Raw genomic sequence first — 20089 nt, forward strand, 5'->3', positions numbered from 1 at the left:
TCGTTGCTGCTCCATAACATCAAACATCGACCCACGGCGTAACGCGCTTGCTGCTTGGATGCCCGAGGCATAGACTGTACAAAAAAACAGTCATAACAAGCCATGAAAACCGCCACTGCGCCGTTACCACCGCTGCGTTCGGTCAAGGTTCTGGACCAGTTGCGTGAGCGCATACGCTACTTGCATTACAGTTTACGAACCGAACAGGCTTATGTCCACTGGGTTCGTGCCTTCATCCGTTTCCACGGTGTGCGTCACCCGGCAACCTTGGGCAGCAGCGAAGTCGAGGCATTTCTGTCCTGGCTGGCGAACGAGCGCAAGGTTTCGGTCTCCACGCATCGTCAGGCATTGGCGGCCTTGCTGTTCTTCTACGGCAAGGTGCTGTGCACGGATCTGCCCTGGCAGGGCATCAACGAAGACCAGAACCTGGGCATCGCCATCACCCGCCGTGCGCTGGAAGCCCCGCTGCGCGCCATCGTGGCCAACGCCGGTGAAGAACCGAGCGTGATCGTGGCCAACGTCAAGGCCGGCGAAGGCAGCTACGGCTACAACGCCGCCACCGGCGAGTTCGGCGACATGATCGCCATGGGCATCCTGGACCCGACCAAGGTGACCCGCTCGGCCCTGCAGCACGCCGCTTCCGTCGCCGGCCTTGCGATCACGACCGAAGTGGTCGTGGCCGAAGTGCCGAAGAAGGAAGAGCCGGCCATGCCGGGTGCTGGCGGTATGGGCGGCATGGGCGGCATGGATTTCTGATCCGGTTGGCCCGGTCGTCAGGGAACCGGACCGCGCCAGCGCGGTCCGATCCCGGCAACGACCCGACATCAAGGCCCCAAGGACGGGGCCGGAGCCCGGCAGCGATGCCGGGCTTTTTGTTGTGCCCGCGCCGCGGCAATGTCTGACGCGAAGATCAGAACGCACCGATACGAACGTGCGAACACAGGCGCAACACTGAGCAGCCGTCCCCGCACCGGAGCGCTGCGTGCCGCGCCTCGCCACATCCCGGCGGCAAGCCGCGGGATGCGCGCCACTGCCGTCCGCCCACACCGGTTCGCGGTACGCGCGCCACGCGCCCGAGCGCACGCTGCTGTACGCGTTGGTAGAGGCGCACTACCCGGACTTCATTGCACGGATCGAAGCGGAGGGCCGCTCGCTGCCCGGGTATGTCCGCGAGGCGTTCGATGCCTACCTGCGTTGCGGCGTACTCGAGCACGGCTTCCTGCGGGTGGTGTGCGAGCACTGCCGTGCAGAGAGGCTGGTGGCCTTCTCCTGCAAGAAGCGCGGGTTCTGCCCGAGTTGCGGCGCGCGACGCATGGCCGAGAGTGCGCGGCACCTGGTCGAGGAGGTGTTCGGCCCGCGGCCTGTGCGGCAATGGGTGCTGAGCTTTCCGTACCCCTTGCGTTTCCTGTTCGCCAGCAAGCCAGAAGCCATTGGCCCGGTGCTGGGCATCGTGCAGCGCGTGATCGCCGGCTGGTTGGCCGATCAAGCCGGCATCGACCGCGCCAGCGCCCAGTGCGGCGCGGTGACGCTGATCCAGCGTTTCGGCAGCGCGCTGAACCTGAACATCCACTTCCACATGCTGTGGCTCGACGGCGTGTACGTGGAAGCCACCGAGCTGCCGCGGCGCGAACTGCGCCTGCACCGCGCCCGTGCGCCCACCACCGCGCAGTTGACCCAGCTGGCAGCTACCATCGCGCACCGGGTGTGTCGGCACCTGACGCGCAAAGGCTGGCTCGAAGGGGAGGGCGAATCGGCCTTCCTGGCAGACAGCGCTGCAGGCGACGACAGCATGGATGGGCTGCGGATGAGTTCGATCACCTACCGCATCGCCACCGGCCGCGACGCTGGCTGCAAGGTCGTCACGCTGCAAACGCTGCCCGGTGACGCCGGTTCGCTGGAGGGCGAAGCCGGCAAGGTCGGCGGCTTCTCACTGCATGCCGGCGTGGCGGCCGAAGCACACGAAAGCCACAAGCTGGAAAAGCTGTGCCGCTACATCACGCGCCCGGCGATCAGCGAGAAGCGGCTGTCGATAGCGCTCCAGGGCAGGGTGCGTTACCAGCTCAAGACCCCGTGGCGCAATGGCACCACGCATGTGGAATGGGATCCGGTGGATTTCATCGCCAAGCTGGCGGCGCTGGTCCCGCCACCTCGCGCGCATCTCACCCGCTTCCACGGCGTATTCGCCCCGAATGCAAACCTGCGTGCGCAGCTGACGCCCTCGGGGCGCGGCAAGCGGCCTGCGGGCGATGCGGCGCCAGTGGACGTCAGCGCCCACGACGCGCCGCGCAGCCCCGAGGAGAAGCGCCGTGCGATGAGCTGGGCGCAACGGCTCAAGCGGGTCTTTTCCATCGACGTCACCGCCTGCGTCCACTGCGGTGGCACCGTGCGGATCGTCGCCAGCATCGAGGAACCCACCGCCATCCGCGCCATCCTCGCCCACTTCGAGAAGCACGGCGCGCGGGAAGAAGCGCACTACAGGCCCGCAGCGCGCGCGCCGCCAGTGCAAGCCGCGTGACGATCTGCCGGCTGCACAGCCGACGGCGAAACCGGAATCCGAGCCGATGCGGCCACGATCCGCAGGGCGGCGCTCGGCCCGCTGTCGGGAATCAGCGAAGCATGGCTGCTGACAACGCCGCTGCGTGGCCCCGCGATGCCGAAATCCCACTCACAGACGTCCGATCCGTGCCCAAAACGGGGCTTGCGCGACCGCCGCCTACCCAGCAGACTGCCCGAAAAGGGCGTTTGAACTTCCTATACGCTAGTTGCGAATCAGATCGGCCTGGCTGAGCTCAAGGCCGGTGGAATTCATGCTCTCGAAGATGAGCTGAGGATTGTCCTGAGTGCGATCGAGCGACACCTCGACGATGAGCAATTTGGCCAACCCTTGGCAGATGGCTTTGAGCTCGTCCTGATGCTTGTTTATCAGCGCCTGAAAGAGCGTGTAGTTCTGCTCTATGCGGGTACTGATCTCCGCAGGCATCGGTGCGGATTTGATGATGGCCAACAACGTCTTCTTATCAGTTTCCGACAGAATGAGTTTGTAGTGGCGCTCGCCGTCCTCTTCAGGATTGAGCAGGTAGTAATTGTGCAGCTTTCGCGCGGAGAAACTGTCCAGCAATTCAGGCAGCTGATTGGCTTCAAAGTGCTTGGCCAGTGCTGCAATCAACAAGGTGCACGTGGTAAGACGTTGTTGTCCGTCGATGACCAGCAGTGCTTCCTGGGTGGTGACGGTGGACAGACCACGCTCCACATAAACGATGGAACCGATGAAATGGCCATTAATCTGCTCGTCACGACCCGACCTCAGCAAATCTGACCACAGCTGTTGGCACTGGGCTTCCGTCCAGGAGTAATTGCGCTGATAGATGGGAATGACGAACTGCGGAGATTTCTTCAAGAACTTGAGCAGGTTGGTTTCTGTGGCCTTCACTTCTATTCCTCAGAGATATTGAGCGATCTGCTGACGCTCGGCCAACAGTGCTTTTAATTGGAGATTGATTTCGACTTGGCGTGCCATCTGCTTTTCCTTCGCGCCTTGTGCCCGCAGGCGGCTGATCTCGCCTTCAAGCCGCTCGCAATCGGCCAGCGCCTGCCGACGCGCCGCCGCCTGCTCCGGCGTTGCCGTGGTTCGGTAGTTTCCTGTCCGCCGCGCAGCCTGCAGGGCCTGCACGCAATCCATCCAGCCTTGATAGAGGGCGTGCAACGAGGTCTGGGGCTGGTGTGCAATCGACAGGGATTGCACGAAGGCATGCTCGGCTTCGGAGCGTGCTGCGGCATCGGTCGCCGTGGCATTGGCGGTTGCGTGGGATAGCAAGGCCAACGTAAGGCTGCCGTCGAGCACCACTTTGCTGGCCTCGTTCTGCGCCCAGCGCTTGTGGGCCAGGGACAAGGCCACCGTTTGTCCTTCAACCAACAGCAACAGCACCGGATAAGGCACCGCACGGTGCACCAGTTCAGCCAGCCGCGAGCAACTGGCGGGTTTGACGGTACCCCGCAAGGTCACAACCAGCACTGCGATCTCAAGGTACTCGCGCTGCGCGTCCCGGTAGTCAGGCACGCCGATGGTGTTGGGCTTGAGCGCGGCGAACCACTGGATTTCTTCAATGGCATCGGTGATCAAGCGTTTGTCGGACGCCGTAGGCACACCATTCTCCAACAGCAGTTTCTTGGGGACGCGCTGCTCTACCCGGCAACTGTCGGGCAGGCCCAATGCCTGGATAACGGCGTGCGCGTCGATGACCGTCATGCTGCCTCCCTTTCCGGCAGCACCACCAGGAATGCCACCACCTCAAAATCACCGCTGCCGGCGAATTCGCCTTTCATGGCGTGCGTGCCGCCGGGCGTGAATAGACTGGCCACGGCCCGTTCCTCGTGCTTGCCGGCGACGGATGCCACTGCCGCCGCGAGCAGCTTCTGGGCATGGCGCATGTCTTCGCCCCCTTTGGTGGCCTTGTCGAACCGCGCGCAGGCACTTTCATCAGGTCGTTCGCGCCCCAGCGAAAGGCGCTTGAGGCGGTCCAGGATGCGTTTGGCCTGGGGGTAAGGCAGCAATACGGTTCCGTCATCGCCGACATGCACCAGGTAGTGCGGCGCGAGCGGGTAGTCGGACGATGCGGCGGGCTTTGCTGCCGGGCCGCAGGCTTGCAAGCAGAAGATCACGCCGGGGGGAATATCGGCATCCAGTGTCGTGGTCACCGCATAGGCTCCAAGGGGCTGGGTGTCGAGCTTGCCGGGGTGCGCCTTCAGATATTGCGCCAGATCGATGCGGAAGTCGGTCAGGGTGAGGTCGGTGATCGACACGCCGGTGGACAGGTCTTCCATGTCGATGACGGTGTCCTGCAATTTGAGCAACTGCTTGCGCCGGTATTCCAGATCGTTCATGGCGTTGCCGGATTGTTGCTCGATCAGGTTTTCTTCCCCTGTGGCCGAGACATCGAGCAGCACCATGCGACCGCTGACGCGCTGTTCCAGGTTGATGTATTCCTCCAACTCCATGTTGGGCCAGAAGTTCACGAGCTGGATGCGCTGGTTGGGCGAGCCGATGCGGTCGATGCGTCCGAAGCGCTGGATGATGCGCACCGGGTTCCAGTGGATGTCGTAGTTGATCAGCCAGTCGCAGTCTTGCAGGTTCTGCCCTTCGGAAATGCAGTCGGTGGCGATCAACAAGTCAATCTCGCCTTCAGCGGCCAGTTCGGCCGGGCGCTCCTTGGCGCGCGGCGCAAATGCCGACAGCACATCGCTCATGCCTTTGCGCAGACCGGGCAAGGTGGTCTGTATGCCGGCGCTCCCGGTGACCAGCGCAGCATCGACACCCAACGTGCTTTTGGCCCAGGGAGCGAGCTGCGCATAGAGATAGTGCGCCGTATCGGAAAAAGCAGTGAACACGATGATCTTGCGGTTGCCGGGGTTGATCGGATCGTGGCACTTGCGTTGGATCAAGTCGCGCAGTGCGGTCAGCTTGGCGTCGCGGGCGGCATCGATTTGTTTGGCAGCCGCCAGCAGGGTTGCCAGGCGGTTGCGGTCTTCCAGCAGATCCTGCTTCCAGCGGATCAGATCCACGTCATCCAGCAGCACCTTGACTTTGCGCCCGACCAACAAGGACTCGAACGCGGGGTCGTCGATATCGACGTCGGCAATGTCGATTTCCTCCAGTGCATCGGCATGCGACTCAATGCGGCCCAGCGTGGCCTCCACGTCCTTGAGCTGCCTTTGCAGTGTCAGGGTGAAGGAAGAAACGGCGCTTTCCATGCGTTTGAGCACGTTCACACGCAGGAGATGAATCAGGCTTTCTTCGCGGTCCGCTTGGCGGAAGAAGCTTTCTCCGCCGCGAATCTGCGTGCTGTACTTGGCGTCGTAGGCTTCCTGTTTGTGGGGCAGGACATAGCGCAGCGGCGCATAACTGGCCAAGGTGAGTCGGCGGATTTCCTGATTGATGTCGCGGATGGCGCGGAACTCGCCCGCAAGGTCAACGTCGGCCTTGATGTTGATCGGTGGCAGGCGATCCGGGAAGCGGCCTGTCTCGCTGGTGCCGTAGTATTTCTCCACGTGCCGCCGAGAGCGGGCGATGGTGAGATGGTCCAGCAAGGTGAAGTAGTCGAAACCCAGCATCTCCACCAGCCGGGTCGGTGTTTTTTCAGCTTCGTCCAGCGCCAGCCAGCGGTTGAACTGCGCCTGCGCCTTGCGGGTCGTGGCCTCGATGCTGGCGATGCCGTGCTCCATCAGGGCGGTGTCATCGCCTTCGGTGGCAAAGGCAATCTGGTTGCGCAGGTCGGCCAGGCGGTTGTTGACCGGTGTGGCCGAGAGCATCAGCACGCGGGTCTTGACGCCTTCGCGGATGATCCGCCGCATCAGGCGGTCGTAGCGCGACTCCTTGCCTTTGTGGGTGGCCTTGTTGCGGAAGTTGTGCGATTCGTCGATCACCACCAGGTCGTAGTTGCCCCAATTCACATGCGACAGATCGATATCGCCGGATGTGCCGCCATCGCGTGACAGGTCGGTGTGGTTGAGGACGTCGTAGTTGAAACGGTCGCCTGCAAGGACGTTGCGCTTGTCGTTGGCCTTGTAAAGCGTCCAGTTATCGCGCAGGCGCTTGGGCGCCAGCACCAGCACGCGGTCGTTGCGCAGTTCGTGGTACTTGATGATGGCCAGGGCTTCGAAGGTTTTGCCTAAGCCGACACTGTCGGCAATGATGCAGCCGCCAAAGCGGTTGAGTTTGTCGATCGCGCCCACCACGCCGTCGCGCTGGAACTTGAAGAGCTTCTTCCACACCACGGTATTGCGAATGCCGGTGGCGGACTTGACGATGCGCTCTTCATCCATCTCGTCGCCACTGTCACGAAACAGGTGATGCAACATCAATGTGTAGATGGTGAACGGGTCGCGGTGCTCACCAAGGGCTCGCAGCGCTTCGAGAACGGCATCACGCCCTTTGCTCTTGTCCTCCGAATCGGTGGCAGAAACGCTTTGCAGATTTGCCCACTGGTGATCGAACCATTGGGCAAGCTGCGCGGCCTCGTCAGCAGATTCCGATGCCTGAATCAAGCTCAATGGGTTGCCTGGCGTCAGGCCAAGGCCTGATGTGCTGAAGGCGAACGACCCCAGCACCACTTGTTCAGGCGTTCCATCGAGCCTGCGCATGACTGCTGCACCTTGAGGCACTGATCTTGATGCCCGCCGCAGATCAACCTTCTCACTGATCCACTTCGCGCACTGATTGGCCAACCAGCGTGCCTGCAGACGATTGCGCGCGGCACGGTCACCTTCCGAACCAAGGAGTTCAAGCACCGCATCGTCGGGAGGCACAATCAATTGGACCCGTTCCAGGGTGGACAGAGCCTCTCGGACTTCAGCGAAGGCGTAAAGAGAGAACGAAGGCGTCACGCAACCGAGCTGATTGCCACGCTTGAGATGAGGGCGGATCAAATCGATGACGCGCTGCGAACCGGTGTTGTGGATCAGCTTCATGGTCGTTCCCGTTCAGTCGTCTATCGACGCCTCTGTACTTGGCGATGCATATCCCGGCGCCAGCACAGCATTGCGCACACCGTAGATGGCAAGGTGGTCTTTCAACCAAAGCCGGTACTCGGGGCCGCGCAGGCTATGGTCGGGGGAACAATCGACACTCCATTTGCGCAGGATGTACCCGGCCGTGGCTGCACGCAGCTTCATCCGCAGCACGCCGCCCTGCATGCCGTAGTCCATTTCGGTGATCTCTGGCCGGGGCTGGTCCGGATGGGGAACCAGTTCCAGCTCGACGATCCGTGTCCACTGAATGTCCTGATCGCTCATCTCGTGAGCCGCCACTGGCTGGCCCTTGAGCACGACAGGGCGTCTGATCCGGGTGATGACGAAATCCCGGAAATCCTGGGATTTGCGGTCGAACGCGCGAACGTGCCAGCGCAGACCGTTGTCGATCAGCGCAAACGGAACGATCTCGCGCTCCGTGCGACCGCTTGAGATGGAGTGGTACTCGATGCCGAGCGGGCACTCGTAATGAATGGCCCGAGTGACGCTCGCCAAGATTGCCAGGTCAGGGTGAGTGAGCCGGGACGGGCTCTCGCTGGCCACCCACGCCTTGATGTGCATCGGTTCACCGTCGCCAAACCCCTGGGTCAGCCACGACAACACCCGCTCGGGTGGGAAATCGAAGATCGGCTGGAAGCTCGAACCCAGGACGTAGAACTTGCCTTTGCCGTCGTAGTCGATATTGCCCGGAGCCAAGTCCTTGTACAGCGCCAGATCCCTGGACGCGGCAGCGGACTGGATACCAAAACGCGCGACCAAGTCCTGGCGGCGCATCTCCCCAATGAAGCGCAGACGCAATTCCACGAACGCGAGGCGGTCACGCTGTGGCTGGGTGAGATCGGCAAGCTGTTGGTGGGGCATCCTGACTGGCTCGTTCGGGTTAGCGAATGCTCGTGTAAATTTCTGCAGAAAGTATATGGTCTGTGTGGAAAGACGTCTATAAATCTAAGTTGATTCACTAGTTAGCTGTATTATGATAACCATTTTTGAGGCGCAAATGAGTGATCCGGCGTGGACTGGCAGGCGCTTCAGTCCAGCGCAGCGCGCCAGGAGTGACGTGGACTGGACGTGCATCCAGCAGGTCACTGCGGACGAGAGCTGGTGCGAATAGATCGCTGATACGGAACAGGAGCACGACCCATGGAACTGCGACACCTTCGCTGCTTTGTGGCTCTCGCAGAAGAGCTGCACTTCACACGGGCCGCAGAGCGCCTGCATATCGAACAGCCACCCTTGTCCCGCGCCATCAAAGAGCTTGAGGATGATCTGGGTGTGGTGCTCTTCGAGCGCAACCGCCGAGGCACGGTACTGACCGAGGCGGGAGCAACGTTCCTGCAAGATGTGCGCAGAGTGTTCGCCGTCCTCAAACAGGCTCAGGAGAACGTACAGGCGGTCGCTGCGGGCCTGAGCGGAAGCCTTCGCATTGCCGTATCCGACGGTGCAATCGATCCCAGGCTGTCGGCCCTCCTGGCCCGCTGCCGCGAGGAAGAGCCGGAGATCGAGATTCGCCTGTCCGAAGTGCCGTTGGCCGATCAGTTGCGTGGTTTGCGCTCAGGTGACTTCTCGATCGGGTTTGCGCACACGGCGGAAGTCGGCGACGACATCGTTACCGAGCCACTCTGGCACGATCCGCTGGTGGTAGCCGTGCCCGCCCGGCATCCTTTACTTTCACACAAGGCTGTTCCGCTGCATCAGCTTGCGATCTACCCACTGGTCTTATGTGACCCGCAGGCATGCGAAGGCTACCATCGTGAACTGGCGCGGCTGCTGCGGCCTTTGGAGCGTCCACCCGACGTCGCCGAGCACGTGTCGTCATTGGACATGATGCTCACCCTGGTCGGTGCCGGCTACGGGGTAGGCTTCATCACCGAAACCAGGATCGCGGCGAGCCTGCGCCCCGACGTGGTGATCCGCCCTCTGGCCATGGATTCCGCAGTCATCACGACCTACTTGCTACGGCCCGCCGGCGAGGACTCGCCGGTGTCGGTGGAACGATTCATCGCGCGCCTGCGCGCGCACTCGGACGATTGATCCGCAGCGGCCAGGACTGGCTGCCTGAAGCCTGCCAGTGCGGTATCCGGAGGAGAAGTCTCGTCAATAATGTTCACTGGTGGTAAAATTCCAGGGTACTTACGCTCGTCGCAACCCGTGAGAAAGCAAGCGCCATGAATGTTGGACAAGCCATTCGACTGTGCCGAACGCAACGGGGCGTCTCTCAAAGCACCATTGCGAACCGAGCCAATTGCTCCGTGTCGTACTTGTCGATGCTTGAGAACAATAAGCGCGACCCGACACTTTCGACGGTTACAAGAATTGCCGAGGCATTGCATGTGCCTGTCGGCCTGCTGTTCGTTCTGGCTGCCGACCAAAGCGAACTGGGTGCGATAGACGAGCACGTCGCCGATCAGTTAATGCAGTCTGCGCTGGCATCACTGGGAGCATCGGCCAACATGACAGCGCAGGTGGGAGGCCACTATGGCTAATGCCGAACAACTCAAGGCGTTGGTGAAATCCCATATCGAGCGGGATGACCAGCACTTCTATTCCGTCGCCATGCAGGTCGCGGCTCGTGAAGCCAAGGTGGGGCATGGCAAGCTTGCCGAAGAACTGCGCGACATGATCGACGCGGCGAAAGCCCGTGTCTCATCGCATGGCACCGAGGGCAAACTGGTGCCATTGGCCCGTCCACGCGGTGAACTGGCGAACTTGCTGACGGTGTCCTACCCAAAGAATCGACTGTCGGACATGGTGCTCGATGCGGAGATGGCCGAACAGCTTGGCCGCATCATGAAGGAACAGAAGCACCATTCGCGTATCCGCGAGCATGGCCTGTCGCCGAGACGTAAATTGTTGCTGGTCGGCCCGCCTGGCACCGGCAAAACGATGACGGCCTCTGTGCTGGCCGGTGAACTGGGTATCCCGCTGTTTTCTGTTCGGCTGGATGCCCTGATTACCAAGTTCATGGGAGAGACCGCCGCCAAGCTGCGTCAAATATTCGATGCCATCAATGATGTGCGGGGTGTTTACTTCTTTGATGAGTTCGATGCCATCGGCTCGCAAAGAGGGCTGGCCAATGACGTGGGTGAGATTCGGCGGGTACTGAACAGCTTTCTGCAAATGATTGAAAGCGATCAATCCCATAGCCTGATCGTCGCAGCGACGAACCATGTGGAGATCCTTGACTACGCACTTTTCCGCCGGTTTGATGATGTGATCGAGTATCGGTTTCCAGGTGCGCCGCAAGCCGCCAGGCTGATCCAGTCGCGGCTTGGGAAGTTCGCGCCCAAACCTTTTCCACTCAAGGCGCTTACAAGCAGAGCGGAGGGTTTGAGCTACGCAGAGATTAAACGTGCAGTGGATGAGTCCATCAAGGAAGCGGTGATGCACGACGAGGCGTGTGTGAAGGTGGATATGCTGACACGCGCTCTCGATGAGCGCCGCAAATTAAGCTTCAGAATGAATCACAAGAAGGCCGTACCGAACCATGCCGGATCAGCCACAAGCTAAACGCCCACACTTCATTCTTCGAAATACATCAAAGACCGTCGGGTTTACCGCACATTCTCCGGGCGGTGGCCCAACGCAAAACGTACCGGCCTTGCCTCGGCCGCAACAGAGTGCGTCCCTCCGAGCACAAATCGAGATCTTGAAGCCTGCTGTGGCAGAGGCGGTGCGAGTTCAAGGGGAACTGCAACTGGAAAGTGGCCTTGGCTTGCAAATCCAGTTTTCCAGTCAACCGGATGTTGAGCTGGCGTTCGAGAGCTTGGCGGATGCTCGCAAGAGGATTGAGCTTCTCAGTGTTCGTCACGAGGGCAACCGGACCTTCGCCAATGTCTTTGTCCCTGATGGAAAGCTGGCGCATTTCGAGAAATACATTTCCGACTACCTCGAAGAGAAAAAGGATCGTAACGGCAAGGCGCGAGATCACCGCAAGCTGATCGATGCCATCGAATCCATCCGGGCAGCAGAAATCAGGGCTCTGTGGACTGACGCCCCCGAATTGCTGCCTGACGATCTCGCGACCGCCTTCTGGTGGGAGGTCTGGCTTCCGGTTCGAGGGGCGGGACAGCGGCAAATCGTTGTAGAGGACTTCAAGAAACTTGCTCGATTGGCGGAATGTGTCGTCAGTGACAAGCAGGTCAATTTCCCCGAACGCACGGTGCTGTTGATGTATGGATCGCAGCAGCAGTTCTCGCGGTCGGTGATGACGCTGAACTGTGTGGCTGAACTTCGCTATGCCAAGGAGACTGCTGAGTTCTTCGATGGCATGGGCGTACGCGAGCAGCAGGCGTGGGCGGACGACTTGCTGCGTCGTGCCCGGTTGCAGCCGTCGGACGATACGGCTCCCCGCGTCTGCCTGTTGGATTCCGGAGTGACTCGTGCGCATCCGCTCTTGGCGCCTTTGATGGATGCGAGCGATTTGCATACCGTGGAGCCGGCCTGGGGCGTGGATGATGAGGCTGATCATGGCACCGGCCTGGCGGGCTTGGCTGCCTATGGCGATCTCACGGATGCTCTGGCCTCTGCTGATTCAATCAATGTCCCTCATCGACTGGAGTCGGTGAAGCTGATACCGGCGGAAGGTGCGAATGAAGGTGATGCGCGCCACCACGCTTATCTTTTCACGGAAGGCGTCGCGCGGCCTGAAATCTCTGCGCCGAATCGGTCGCGCGTGTTTGCTTCGGCGGTGACGGCTTCGGACTACCGTGACCGTGGCCGTCCTTCCTCGTGGTCTGCTGCTGTCGATGGCCTTGCTGCGGATACCGATGGGGCTGGTGAAAGTCCGCGCCTGTTCGTGCTGTCCGCCGGCAACACGCGCGACCCCAATGCGTGGGCTGGATATCCCGATAGCCTTTCCACCAATCTCGTGCATGACCCCGGCCAGGCATGGAACGCAATCACGGTGGGTGCTTGTACTGACAAGATCGACACGGAAGGTCATCCTTCCTTGAGCCCCGTCGCCGAAGCCGGCGGCCTCAGCCCCTTCACGACGACAACCAGAACGTGGGATCGGGCATGGCCGTTGAAGCCCGAGGTTGTGCTGGAAGGAGGCAATACGGCCAAGGATGAACTGGGTGCGGTCGGTATGGCCAGCCTGAACTTGCTGACGACCCACAACCAGCCGCTGGATCGCCTGTTCACCACCAGCAACGCCACCAGTGCCGCGTCGGCATTGTGTGCGGGAATGGTGGCTCAGATCATGGCGGCCTATCCGCACCTCCGGCCGGAAACCGTGCGTGCGTTGCTGGTGCATTCTGCGCAATGGAGCGAGGCCATGCGCGGGATGTTCCTGCCCGTGGTGCCGAACAAGGACGATTACGTTCACTTGATTCGCCATTGCGGCTGGGGAGTCCCGGATTTGAACCGGGCACTATGGAGCGCGGGAGACTCGCTGACCTTGCTGGTTGAGGACGTGGTACAGCCTTACGCGAAGGTTTCAGGCAAGGTCGTGACGCGCGACATGAATTTGCATTCCTTGCCTTGGCCGAAGGATGAGTTGGAGGCATTGCAGGACACGCCCGTCGAGATGCGTGTCACGCTCTCCTACTTCATCGAACCCAATCCTTCGGCACGTGGTGTGGCCTCGAAGTATCACTACCCTTCGCATCGCCTGCGATTCGATGTGCAGCGTCCGCTGGATGCATCCACCGAGCATTTTGTCGCACGGGTGAATGCGGCAGCGCAGCGCGAGGATGAGGGTGACCCTGTGAACCCCTCAGATCCCAATTGGCTGTTGGGCGAACGGCAGCGGCATCGTGGTTCGCTGCATCAGGATGTCTGGAAAGGTACGGCGGCTGACTTGGCCAGCCGTGGCTTCATTGCTGTGTATCCTTCGGCTGGGTGGTGGCGGACACGGCCTGCGCTGGAACGTTATGGCCTGCCGGCGCGATATAGCTTGGTGGTATCCATTCAGACCCAGCAGACGGACGTTGATCTTTACGCTGCTATTTCCCAGAAAATCCCTGTGGCTAATGTTGTGGTTGTCGATACGTAAGAGGCATTCCAGTGTTCCGCTGTCGGGCTAAGCACCCGCCCGGCGCCGTTGGCTGCGACAGCTTGCGCTGCCAATATCCGAAAAGACACTTACGACCGCTATGCCGAATCTTGCGGCTCACTGCCCGCGCTGAGGTTCTTTTCAGTCGCGGCCATCAATTCGCTGGCGCTTATCCCGAGTGCGGCAGCGATTTTCAGTATCAAAGGCAGCGTCGGCACATGCTCCCCGCGTTCGATCTTGCCCATGTGCGAACGCGATATTCCCGCCTGATACGCAAAATCGTCTTGAGCGACCCCCTGCGCGACGCGAGCGGCACGCACGGCCCGCCCGAAAGCTAATGCTGGTTCGGATTCATATGTGGGTGTGCCAGGTGGACGACCTGGCTGAATAGTAAGCTTCTGCATCAACAGAAGCGTCAAACAATCCTCTTAAATTAACCACGTTAAACATATAGACGTTAAACTTCTCTCTTTACTATGATGCTGGTTTGCCCTTGACCTGCTTCGTCGCTTCTGTAGGTTCTCCGTGGACAACATCACCAGCCAACCCGCCCACCTCAGGCTTGCGATTGCGCCAGGCGTATCGTCATCTCAGCTCTCGGCGCTGCTCGCGCTGCAACGAGCGGAAGAACCCGAGGTCAGCATCACGTTCTTTGAAGTGGCAGGTGACGAGCTGCTTGATGGGCTTCGTGAAGGCCGCTACGACGTGGGAATGTCGCTTCAAGGAGCGAGCGATCCGGCCCTGGAAACCCAGCCCTTGTGGATTGAGCACATGGCCGTTGCGATACCGCTGAGGCTTCCCTTGCTTGAGCAGGCATCGCTCACCATCGCCGACCTCCAGAACTATCCGATCTTTCGCTGGGAGGCTGAGACCTGTTCTTCGCTGGATCGTCGGCTGCTCGCGCGTCTGCCTGCTGACCCGCAGAACCTTCAGTACGTGACTTCCTTCGAGATGATGGCGCTATGGGTTTCTGCCGGCTACGGTGTCGGGGTATCCGCACAATCGCGTATCAAGCACGCCCCTGGATGGGGAGTCAGCATGCGACCACTGGACGACGGCCCCTACGAAATCGTGGCGCACCTGCATAGGCCCCAGGGGCAAGCGAACCCTGTTTCCGAACGGTTCGAGCGCAGGGCACTGCAGATCGCAAAAGCGCTCCCTTCCTGATCGCAGTGGCTGTCGGTAGCTGCCAGCAGAAGGCGGTGGATTTATGCCTTTCGCCAAGAGGGGTGATGTGGTACATTCAGAGGCCACTTCTGGTTTTAATAACCAGAAAAAATCTTTATTAATCAATGGGTTGGCTGCCTTGGGTGATTCCCATCACCCGCTCCACATCGCAGTCCCGCATGGCGTTCCAGCAACGTCATCGCAGTCAAAAGGAGCCTTGGCTCCTTTTTTCGTTTTTCATCCTGCCTTGACCTGGCCCATGGCCAATTACCCACCGATCCGCTTCAATGCGCATCGGGCCTTTGCGTGCGCAAGCGAAACGGCTTGTGGCGGATATGCTCACTGGATTCGTGAAACTATTCGAAAGGACAACGCATGTTTCTCTCCCGCTGGCTACCGGGCCTTGCCAACCTGCTGCACTACCGCCGTGAATGGTTCCACGCCGATCTGCAAGCGGGCCTGTCGGTAGCCGCGATCCAGATTCCCATTGCCATTGCCTATGCGCAGATCGTCGGGCTGCCGCCGCAATATGGCCTGTACGCCTGTGTGCTACCGATGATGGTCTACGCGCTGATCGGTAGCTCGCGCCAGCTGATGGTCGGCCCCGACGCCGCCACCTGCGCGATGATCGCCGGTGCCGTGGCACCGCTGGCCATGGGTGACCCGCAGCGCATCGTCGAACTGTCGGTGATCGTCACCGTGCTGGTCGGCGTGATGCTGATTGCCGCGGGCCTGGCGCGGGCCGGGTTCATCGCCAGCTTCTTCTCGCGGCCGATCCTGATCGGCTACCTCAACGGTATCGGCCTGAGCCTGATCGCCGGGCAGCTGTCCAAGGTGGTGGGCTTCAAGATCGAGGGCGACGGTTTCATCCTCAGCCTGATCAACTTCTTCCAGCGCCTGGGGGAAATTCACTGGGTCACATTGATCATCGGCCTGGCCGCCCTGGGCCTGCTCATCTGGCTGCCACGGCGCTACCCGCGCCTGCCCGCAGCCCTCACGGTAGTGGCGCTGTTCATGCTGCTGGTTGGCCTGTTCGGCCTCGACCGCTTCGGCGTTGCCGTCCTTGGGCCGGTACCTGCAGGCATCCCGCAACTGGCCTGGCCACACAGCAACCTGGCGGAAATGAAGAGCCTGCTGCGCGACGCCCTGGGTATCGCCACCGTCAGCTTCTGCAGCGCCATGCTTACCGCACGCAGCTTTGCCGCCCGGCATGGCTATGCGATCAACGCCAACCACGAATTCGTCGCCCTGGGCGTGAGCAACCTGGCGGCCGGGGTTTCCCAGGGCTTTGCCATCAGCGGTGCCGACTCGCGCACTGCAGTCAACGACATGGTCGGTGGCAAAAGCCAGCTGGTAGGCATCATCGCGGCACTGGTGATTGCCCTGATCCTGCTGTTCTTCACCGCGCCCATGGCCTGGATCCCGCAGGCTGCGCTGGGCGCCGTGCTGCTGATGGCGGGCTGGGGGCTGATCGACATCAAATCGCTGGGGCATATCCGGCGTCTAAGCCGCTTCGAGTTCTGGCTGTGCCTGCTGACCACGGCGGGCGTACTGAGCCTGGGCGTGCTGCCCGGCATCGTGTTTGCCGTGACCCTGGCGATCCTGCGCCTGCTTTACAGCATCTACCAACCCACCGATGCCGTACTGGGCTGGCTGCCGGGCACCGAAGGCCAGGTGGACATCCGCAAGTTCAAAGACGCCCGCACCGTACCTGGCCTGGTGGTGTACCGCTTCGACGACGCCATCCTGTTCTTCAATGCCGACTACTTCAAGATGCGCCTGCTAGAAGCCGTGCAAAGCCAGGACCAGCCTAAAGCCGTGCTATTCGATGCCGAAGCGGTAACCAGCATTGATGTCAGCGGCATCGCCGCCCTGCGCGAAGTGCGTGACACCCTGGCGGCTCAAGGCATCCTCTTCGCCATCGCCCGCGCCCGTGGCACTTTCCTGCGCATGCTGGTGCGCTCGGGGATGGCGCGGGACATGGAAGAAAAACTGCTATTCGGCTCGGTACGCGCGGGGATTCGTGCGTACCGCGTGTGGCGCAACCGAAACCGCAGTGTGCAAGTGACCGAACAGGGTTAGCGGCTTTCATCCTGTTCACCCGCGAAAGGGCCAGCACAGGCAACACAAAACCTCGCCTTGACACCAACCCTCGCACACCTCGCATGACATGCTAAAGTCGCCCCGTTCCCCGCACCACCCAACGGATCCAGCATGCCCGCACTTGATGCCACCCTTACCCCCTGGCCAGAACTTGCCGCCCGCCACCCCTGCGACGCCCTGCTGCTGGGCAATGGCGCCAGCCGCGCAGTATGGAAGCCGTTCGGCTACTTCTCGCTGTTCGAGCAAGCGCAACGCGCAGGCCGCAAGAAAGGCCTGGCGGTCAGCGACCAGGCACTGTTCAAGTCCTTGGCCACGGAACTGTTCGAGCCGGTGCTCAGCGCCCTCAACACCACCGTGCGGACCAATGCCGCCCTGGCCATCAACTCCACCGCACCGCTGAACCGCTACTACTCGATCAAGGAAGCGTTGATTCACGCCGTGCGCACGGTGCATCTGCCCTGGCCGCTGATGCCGAAGGCCACACTGGCAACCCTCAATCAGGCGCTGCGCGGCTATCGAAGCGTCTACACCAGCAACTACGACCTGCTGCTGCCATGGGCCGTGCAGCACGCCCCGAGTGGCTTCGCCGAACTGTTCGACGAACAAGGCTATTTCGACGTGCGACGCACCGGCAGCGAAGGCACCCGGGTGCTGCACCTGCATGGCGGCCTGCACCTGCTCAAGCTGCCCGACGGCACCACCCGCCAGCGCAGCGCTGAAAGTGCCGAACTGCTCGATGGGTTTGCCGTGAACATCCCGGGTGAAGTACCGCTTTTCGTCAACGAAGACCGCAGCGATGAAAAACTGCGCGCTATCCGCAACTCGGACTACCTGAGCTGGTGCCTGGGGCAGCTGGCGCAGGAAAACCACGGGATATGCCTGTTCGGACAGCATCTGGACAGCAGTGACCGGCACCTGCTCGACGCTGTGCGCCAAGCCCGTCCGCAACAGCTATCCATTGCCATTCGGCCGCTGGGCGAGGCTTCGGTGATCAATCAGAAGCAGCATTTTGCAGATCGTTTCGGGGATTTGCCGGGGACGGCGGTGCATTTCTTCGATGCCAGCACCCACCCGTTGGGGCAGGCAGCATTGGCTATCGAAGTGCCCTCTGCTCGGCGCTGACAGCATCCCCGGAGGCGTGCCGGTGGGTGGCGTCAGAGCAACCCATCCGCGCGCAACAACGTTTCCAGGCAATGCTCCTGCACCCCATAGAACGCCTTGAGCTGGGCAATCTTCTCCAGCAACGCCCCGTTATCTCCCGCCTGCCGCCGCTTCACCGCAAGAATCATCTTGTTCTTGTTGGTGTGCTCCAGCGAAATGAACTCGAACACCTTGGTTTCATAGCCACAGGCTTCCAGGTACAGCGCACGCAGGCTGTCGGTCAGCATTTCGGCCTGCTGGCCCAGGTGCAGGCCGTACTGCAGCATGGGTTGCAGCAACCCCGGGCTGTGCAGTTGCGGGCGGATCTGCTTGTGGCAGCACGGCGAGCACATGATGATCGCGGCGTTGCAGCGGATGCCAGTGTGGATGGCGTAGTCGGTGGCGATGTCACAGGCATGCAAGGCGATCATCACCTCGATGGCCTCAGGCACCACGCTGCGCACATCACCACACTGGAACTCCAGGCCTGGGTGGTCGAGGCGTGCGGCCGCGGCGTTGCACAGGTCGACCATGTCCTGGCGCAGCTCCACGCCGGTGACCTGTGCGTCGCGGCCCAAACTGTTGCGCAGGTAGTCATGCATGGCAAAAGTCAGGTAGCCCTTGCCCGAACCGAAGTCGGCCACCCGCAGCGCCTGTTCCGTCGACACCGGTGCATTGGCCAGGGCGTGGTCGAAAACCTCGATGAACTTGTTGATCTGCTTCCACTTGCGCGACATGGACGGGATCAGTGCGCCTTGTGCGTCGGTCACACCGAGGTCGCGCAGAAACGGCCGCGACAGCTCCAGATAACGCTTCTTCTCGCGGTCATGCCCGCTGCCCGCATCGGCCACGCGCGGTGCCTGGGCACCGTGGCGCTGGAGCATCGGTTTGCCCTTCTTGCTGAAGGTCAGCTGCACTTCGCCGTCAGCATCGAACAGGTGGGCATTGCGGAAGCTGTCCGGCAGCAGTTCGGCAACCAGCACCTGGGCCTGGTCCAGCGGCAGGTTGCGGGTGATGTCGCGGGTCTGGTGGCGGTAGACCAGCGACAGGCACGGCTGGCCCTTGACCTGCAGCGGCTTGGCAATGATCCGTTGCAAGGTCTGGTCGGCACCGACATGGCGCGCCAGCACCAGCTTGACCAGGGTTTCGCCGTGCAGGGCGGCGTTCAGCAGGTCGAGAAACTGAGCGCGCGCATCCGGCGCGCAAGAGGCAGAAGTACTGGCGGACATGAAAAAGGGGGCCTTGGGAAGCGGAACGCCTATTCTAACGTGCCCCAAGCACCCTGTGGGAGCGGGCTTGCCCGCGAACACCGGCAAAGCCGGTGCCAGACACCCTGTCGCCTGTTTCCAAGGCAAGCCTGTGCCCACAGGAAATCCAGCAAGGCTGGACGCTCCTTCAGTCGAGAATCACCAAGCGGTTGGGCAACTCGTTGCGTGCATGGGTTGGCGGCACGTGCTGGCTAAGCAGCTCGCCACACGCTTCGATGCACTCGACAAAGCCCTGCAAGGTACGGCCCTGGCGCACCTGCTCGGCCAAGCGGGCACCGATGGCCGCACGGGCTTCGGCATCCAGGCAGTGCTCGATACCCCGATCGACCAGGATCTCCACATGCCGCTCCGCCTCGCTGACGAAAATCAGCACGCCCGTGGCGCCTGCTGTGCGCTGCAGATTCTGCTCGCGAAACTGCTGCTGAGCCAGGCGCGAGGCACGCCAGCGGCGCAAGGCACGGGGGATCAGCCAGTCGGCCAGGCGTGGGTTGCGCAGCAGCAGGCACAAAACGACGAACAGCAGCACGTTGCCCATCAGCACGCCACGCACGCTGGGCCAAGCCGCCAGCCAGTGCAACAGACCGGGCACGGTCAGTGCCAGCACGGCGGCACACAACAACGGCCAATACGCATAATCGTCGGCACGACGGGCAAGCACCGTCACCAGTTCGGCATCGGTATGCCGTTCGGCACGGGCAATGGCTTCGGCAATCTGCCGCTGATGGTATTCGTCGAAGGGGGTCATGCCGTCGGTCTCTTGAGCGTTCTTATAGTTGTTATCCCGGCATTCGGGGCTTCATCCGCAGGCGACATATTCAGGCATAATCCGCCGCTGGAAGAATTGCCTGCAAATCGTACAACAATAGCCGCCTGAAAACTTCGGTCGCGCACG

General features: G+C 61.3%; 15 protein-coding genes and 2 pseudogenes. 10 read left to right on the forward strand and 7 right to left on the reverse strand.

The features are described from left to right. Positions 1–102: 102 nt before the first annotated feature. The 3 genes and pseudogenes from intI1 to LU682_RS24290 form a co-directional block, all read left to right on the forward strand. Positions 103–402: pseudogene (gene intI1, locus LU682_RS24280) on the forward strand (class 1 integron integrase IntI1); the annotation flags it as partial. Next, positions 403–756: pseudogene (locus tag LU682_RS24285) on the forward strand (TCP-1/cpn60 chaperonin family protein); the annotation flags it as partial. 226 nt (positions 757–982) lie between these two features. Next, on the forward strand, positions 983–2515 hold the full coding sequence (locus LU682_RS24290) for an IS91-like element ISCR3 family transposase (protein WP_001747814.1): 1533 nt from the start codon (positions 983–985) through the stop codon (positions 2513–2515). 243 nt (positions 2516–2758) lie between these two features. Here LU682_RS24290 and LU682_RS24295 read toward each other — a convergent pair whose 3' ends face one another. The 4 genes from LU682_RS24295 to LU682_RS24310 are packed head-to-tail and all read right to left on the reverse strand — an operon-like array spanning position 2759 to position 8385. Next, positions 2759–3430 (reverse strand): DUF262 domain-containing protein, encoded by a 672-nt coding sequence (locus LU682_RS24295; RefSeq protein ID WP_232888271.1) that lies wholly within the window; start codon positions 3428–3430, stop codon positions 2759–2761. Positions 3431–3439: 9 nt separating this feature from the next. Continuing rightward, on the reverse strand, positions 3440–4246 hold the full coding sequence (locus LU682_RS24300) for a DUF4391 domain-containing protein (RefSeq protein ID WP_003158911.1): 807 nt from the start codon (positions 4244–4246) through the stop codon (positions 3440–3442). Next, entirely contained in the window at positions 4243–7464 is a 3222-nt protein-coding gene (locus tag LU682_RS24305; protein ID WP_003160812.1) for a helicase-related protein, read from the reverse strand. The genes LU682_RS24300 and LU682_RS24305 overlap by 4 nt, the downstream gene beginning before the upstream one ends. A gap of 12 nt (positions 7465–7476) precedes the next feature. Next, positions 7477–8385 (reverse strand): WYL domain-containing transcriptional regulator, encoded by a 909-nt coding sequence (locus LU682_RS24310; RefSeq protein WP_003158909.1) that lies wholly within the window; start codon positions 8383–8385, stop codon positions 7477–7479. Positions 8386–8664: 279 nt separating this feature from the next. On the opposite strand from LU682_RS24310, the gene LU682_RS24315 reads away from it, so the two are divergent. The 4 genes from LU682_RS24315 (at position 8665) to LU682_RS24330 (ending at position 13519) form a co-directional block, all read left to right on the forward strand. Further along, the gene (locus LU682_RS24315) at positions 8665–9555 is read left to right on the forward strand and encodes a LysR family transcriptional regulator (protein ID WP_003158908.1); all 891 of its coding nucleotides are present in this window, start codon (positions 8665–8667) and stop codon (positions 9553–9555) included. A 134-nt stretch (positions 9556–9689) separates the two neighbouring features. Continuing rightward, positions 9690–10007 (forward strand): helix-turn-helix domain-containing protein, encoded by a 318-nt coding sequence (locus LU682_RS24320; protein WP_023464296.1) that lies wholly within the window; start codon positions 9690–9692, stop codon positions 10005–10007. After that, positions 10000–11031 carry an AAA family ATPase gene (locus tag LU682_RS24325; RefSeq protein WP_003158906.1) on the forward strand — a complete coding sequence of 344 codons (1032 nt, stop codon included), beginning with the start codon at positions 10000–10002 and terminating at the stop codon, positions 11029–11031. Before LU682_RS24320 ends, LU682_RS24325 begins: the two co-directional genes overlap by 8 nt. A gap of 139 nt (positions 11032–11170) precedes the next feature. Next, positions 11171–13519, forward strand: coding sequence for a S8 family peptidase (locus LU682_RS24330; RefSeq protein WP_176031468.1), 2349 nt, complete (start codon positions 11171–11173; stop codon positions 13517–13519). Positions 13520–13617: 98 nt separating this feature from the next. On the opposite strand, the gene LU682_RS24335 is transcribed toward LU682_RS24330, so the two are convergent. Next, positions 13618–13938 (reverse strand): helix-turn-helix domain-containing protein, encoded by a 321-nt coding sequence (locus LU682_RS24335; protein WP_023464294.1) that lies wholly within the window; start codon positions 13936–13938, stop codon positions 13618–13620. A 106-nt stretch (positions 13939–14044) separates the two neighbouring features. On the opposite strand from LU682_RS24335, the gene LU682_RS24340 reads away from it, so the two are divergent. From LU682_RS24340 to LU682_RS24350, 3 genes are all read left to right on the forward strand, one after another. After that, positions 14045–14686 carry a substrate-binding domain-containing protein gene (locus LU682_RS24340; protein ID WP_003158902.1) on the forward strand — a complete coding sequence of 214 codons (642 nt, stop codon included), beginning with the start codon at positions 14045–14047 and terminating at the stop codon, positions 14684–14686. A 375-nt stretch (positions 14687–15061) separates the two neighbouring features. Next, positions 15062–16768 (forward strand): SulP family inorganic anion transporter, encoded by a 1707-nt coding sequence (locus LU682_RS24345; RefSeq protein WP_010952515.1) that lies wholly within the window; start codon positions 15062–15064, stop codon positions 16766–16768. Between the two features lie 132 nt (positions 16769–16900). Further along, on the forward strand, positions 16901–17911 hold the full coding sequence (locus tag LU682_RS24350; RefSeq protein ID WP_010952514.1) for a DUF4917 family protein: 1011 nt from the start codon (positions 16901–16903) through the stop codon (positions 17909–17911). Between the two features lie 32 nt (positions 17912–17943). On the opposite strand, the gene LU682_RS24355 is transcribed toward LU682_RS24350, so the two are convergent. Both LU682_RS24355 and LU682_RS24360 read right to left on the reverse strand, forming a co-directional pair. Further along, entirely contained in the window at positions 17944–19158 is a 1215-nt protein-coding gene (locus tag LU682_RS24355) for a class I SAM-dependent methyltransferase (RefSeq protein ID WP_014754346.1), read from the reverse strand. 166 nt (positions 19159–19324) lie between these two features. After that, on the reverse strand, positions 19325–19942 hold the full coding sequence (locus LU682_RS24360; protein ID WP_010952512.1) for a TPM domain-containing protein: 618 nt from the start codon (positions 19940–19942) through the stop codon (positions 19325–19327). Positions 19943–20089 lie beyond the last annotated feature (147 nt).

This window comes from Pseudomonas alloputida (assembly GCF_021283545.2).
GTDB lineage: Bacteria > Pseudomonadota > Gammaproteobacteria > Pseudomonadales > Pseudomonadaceae > Aquipseudomonas > Aquipseudomonas alloputida.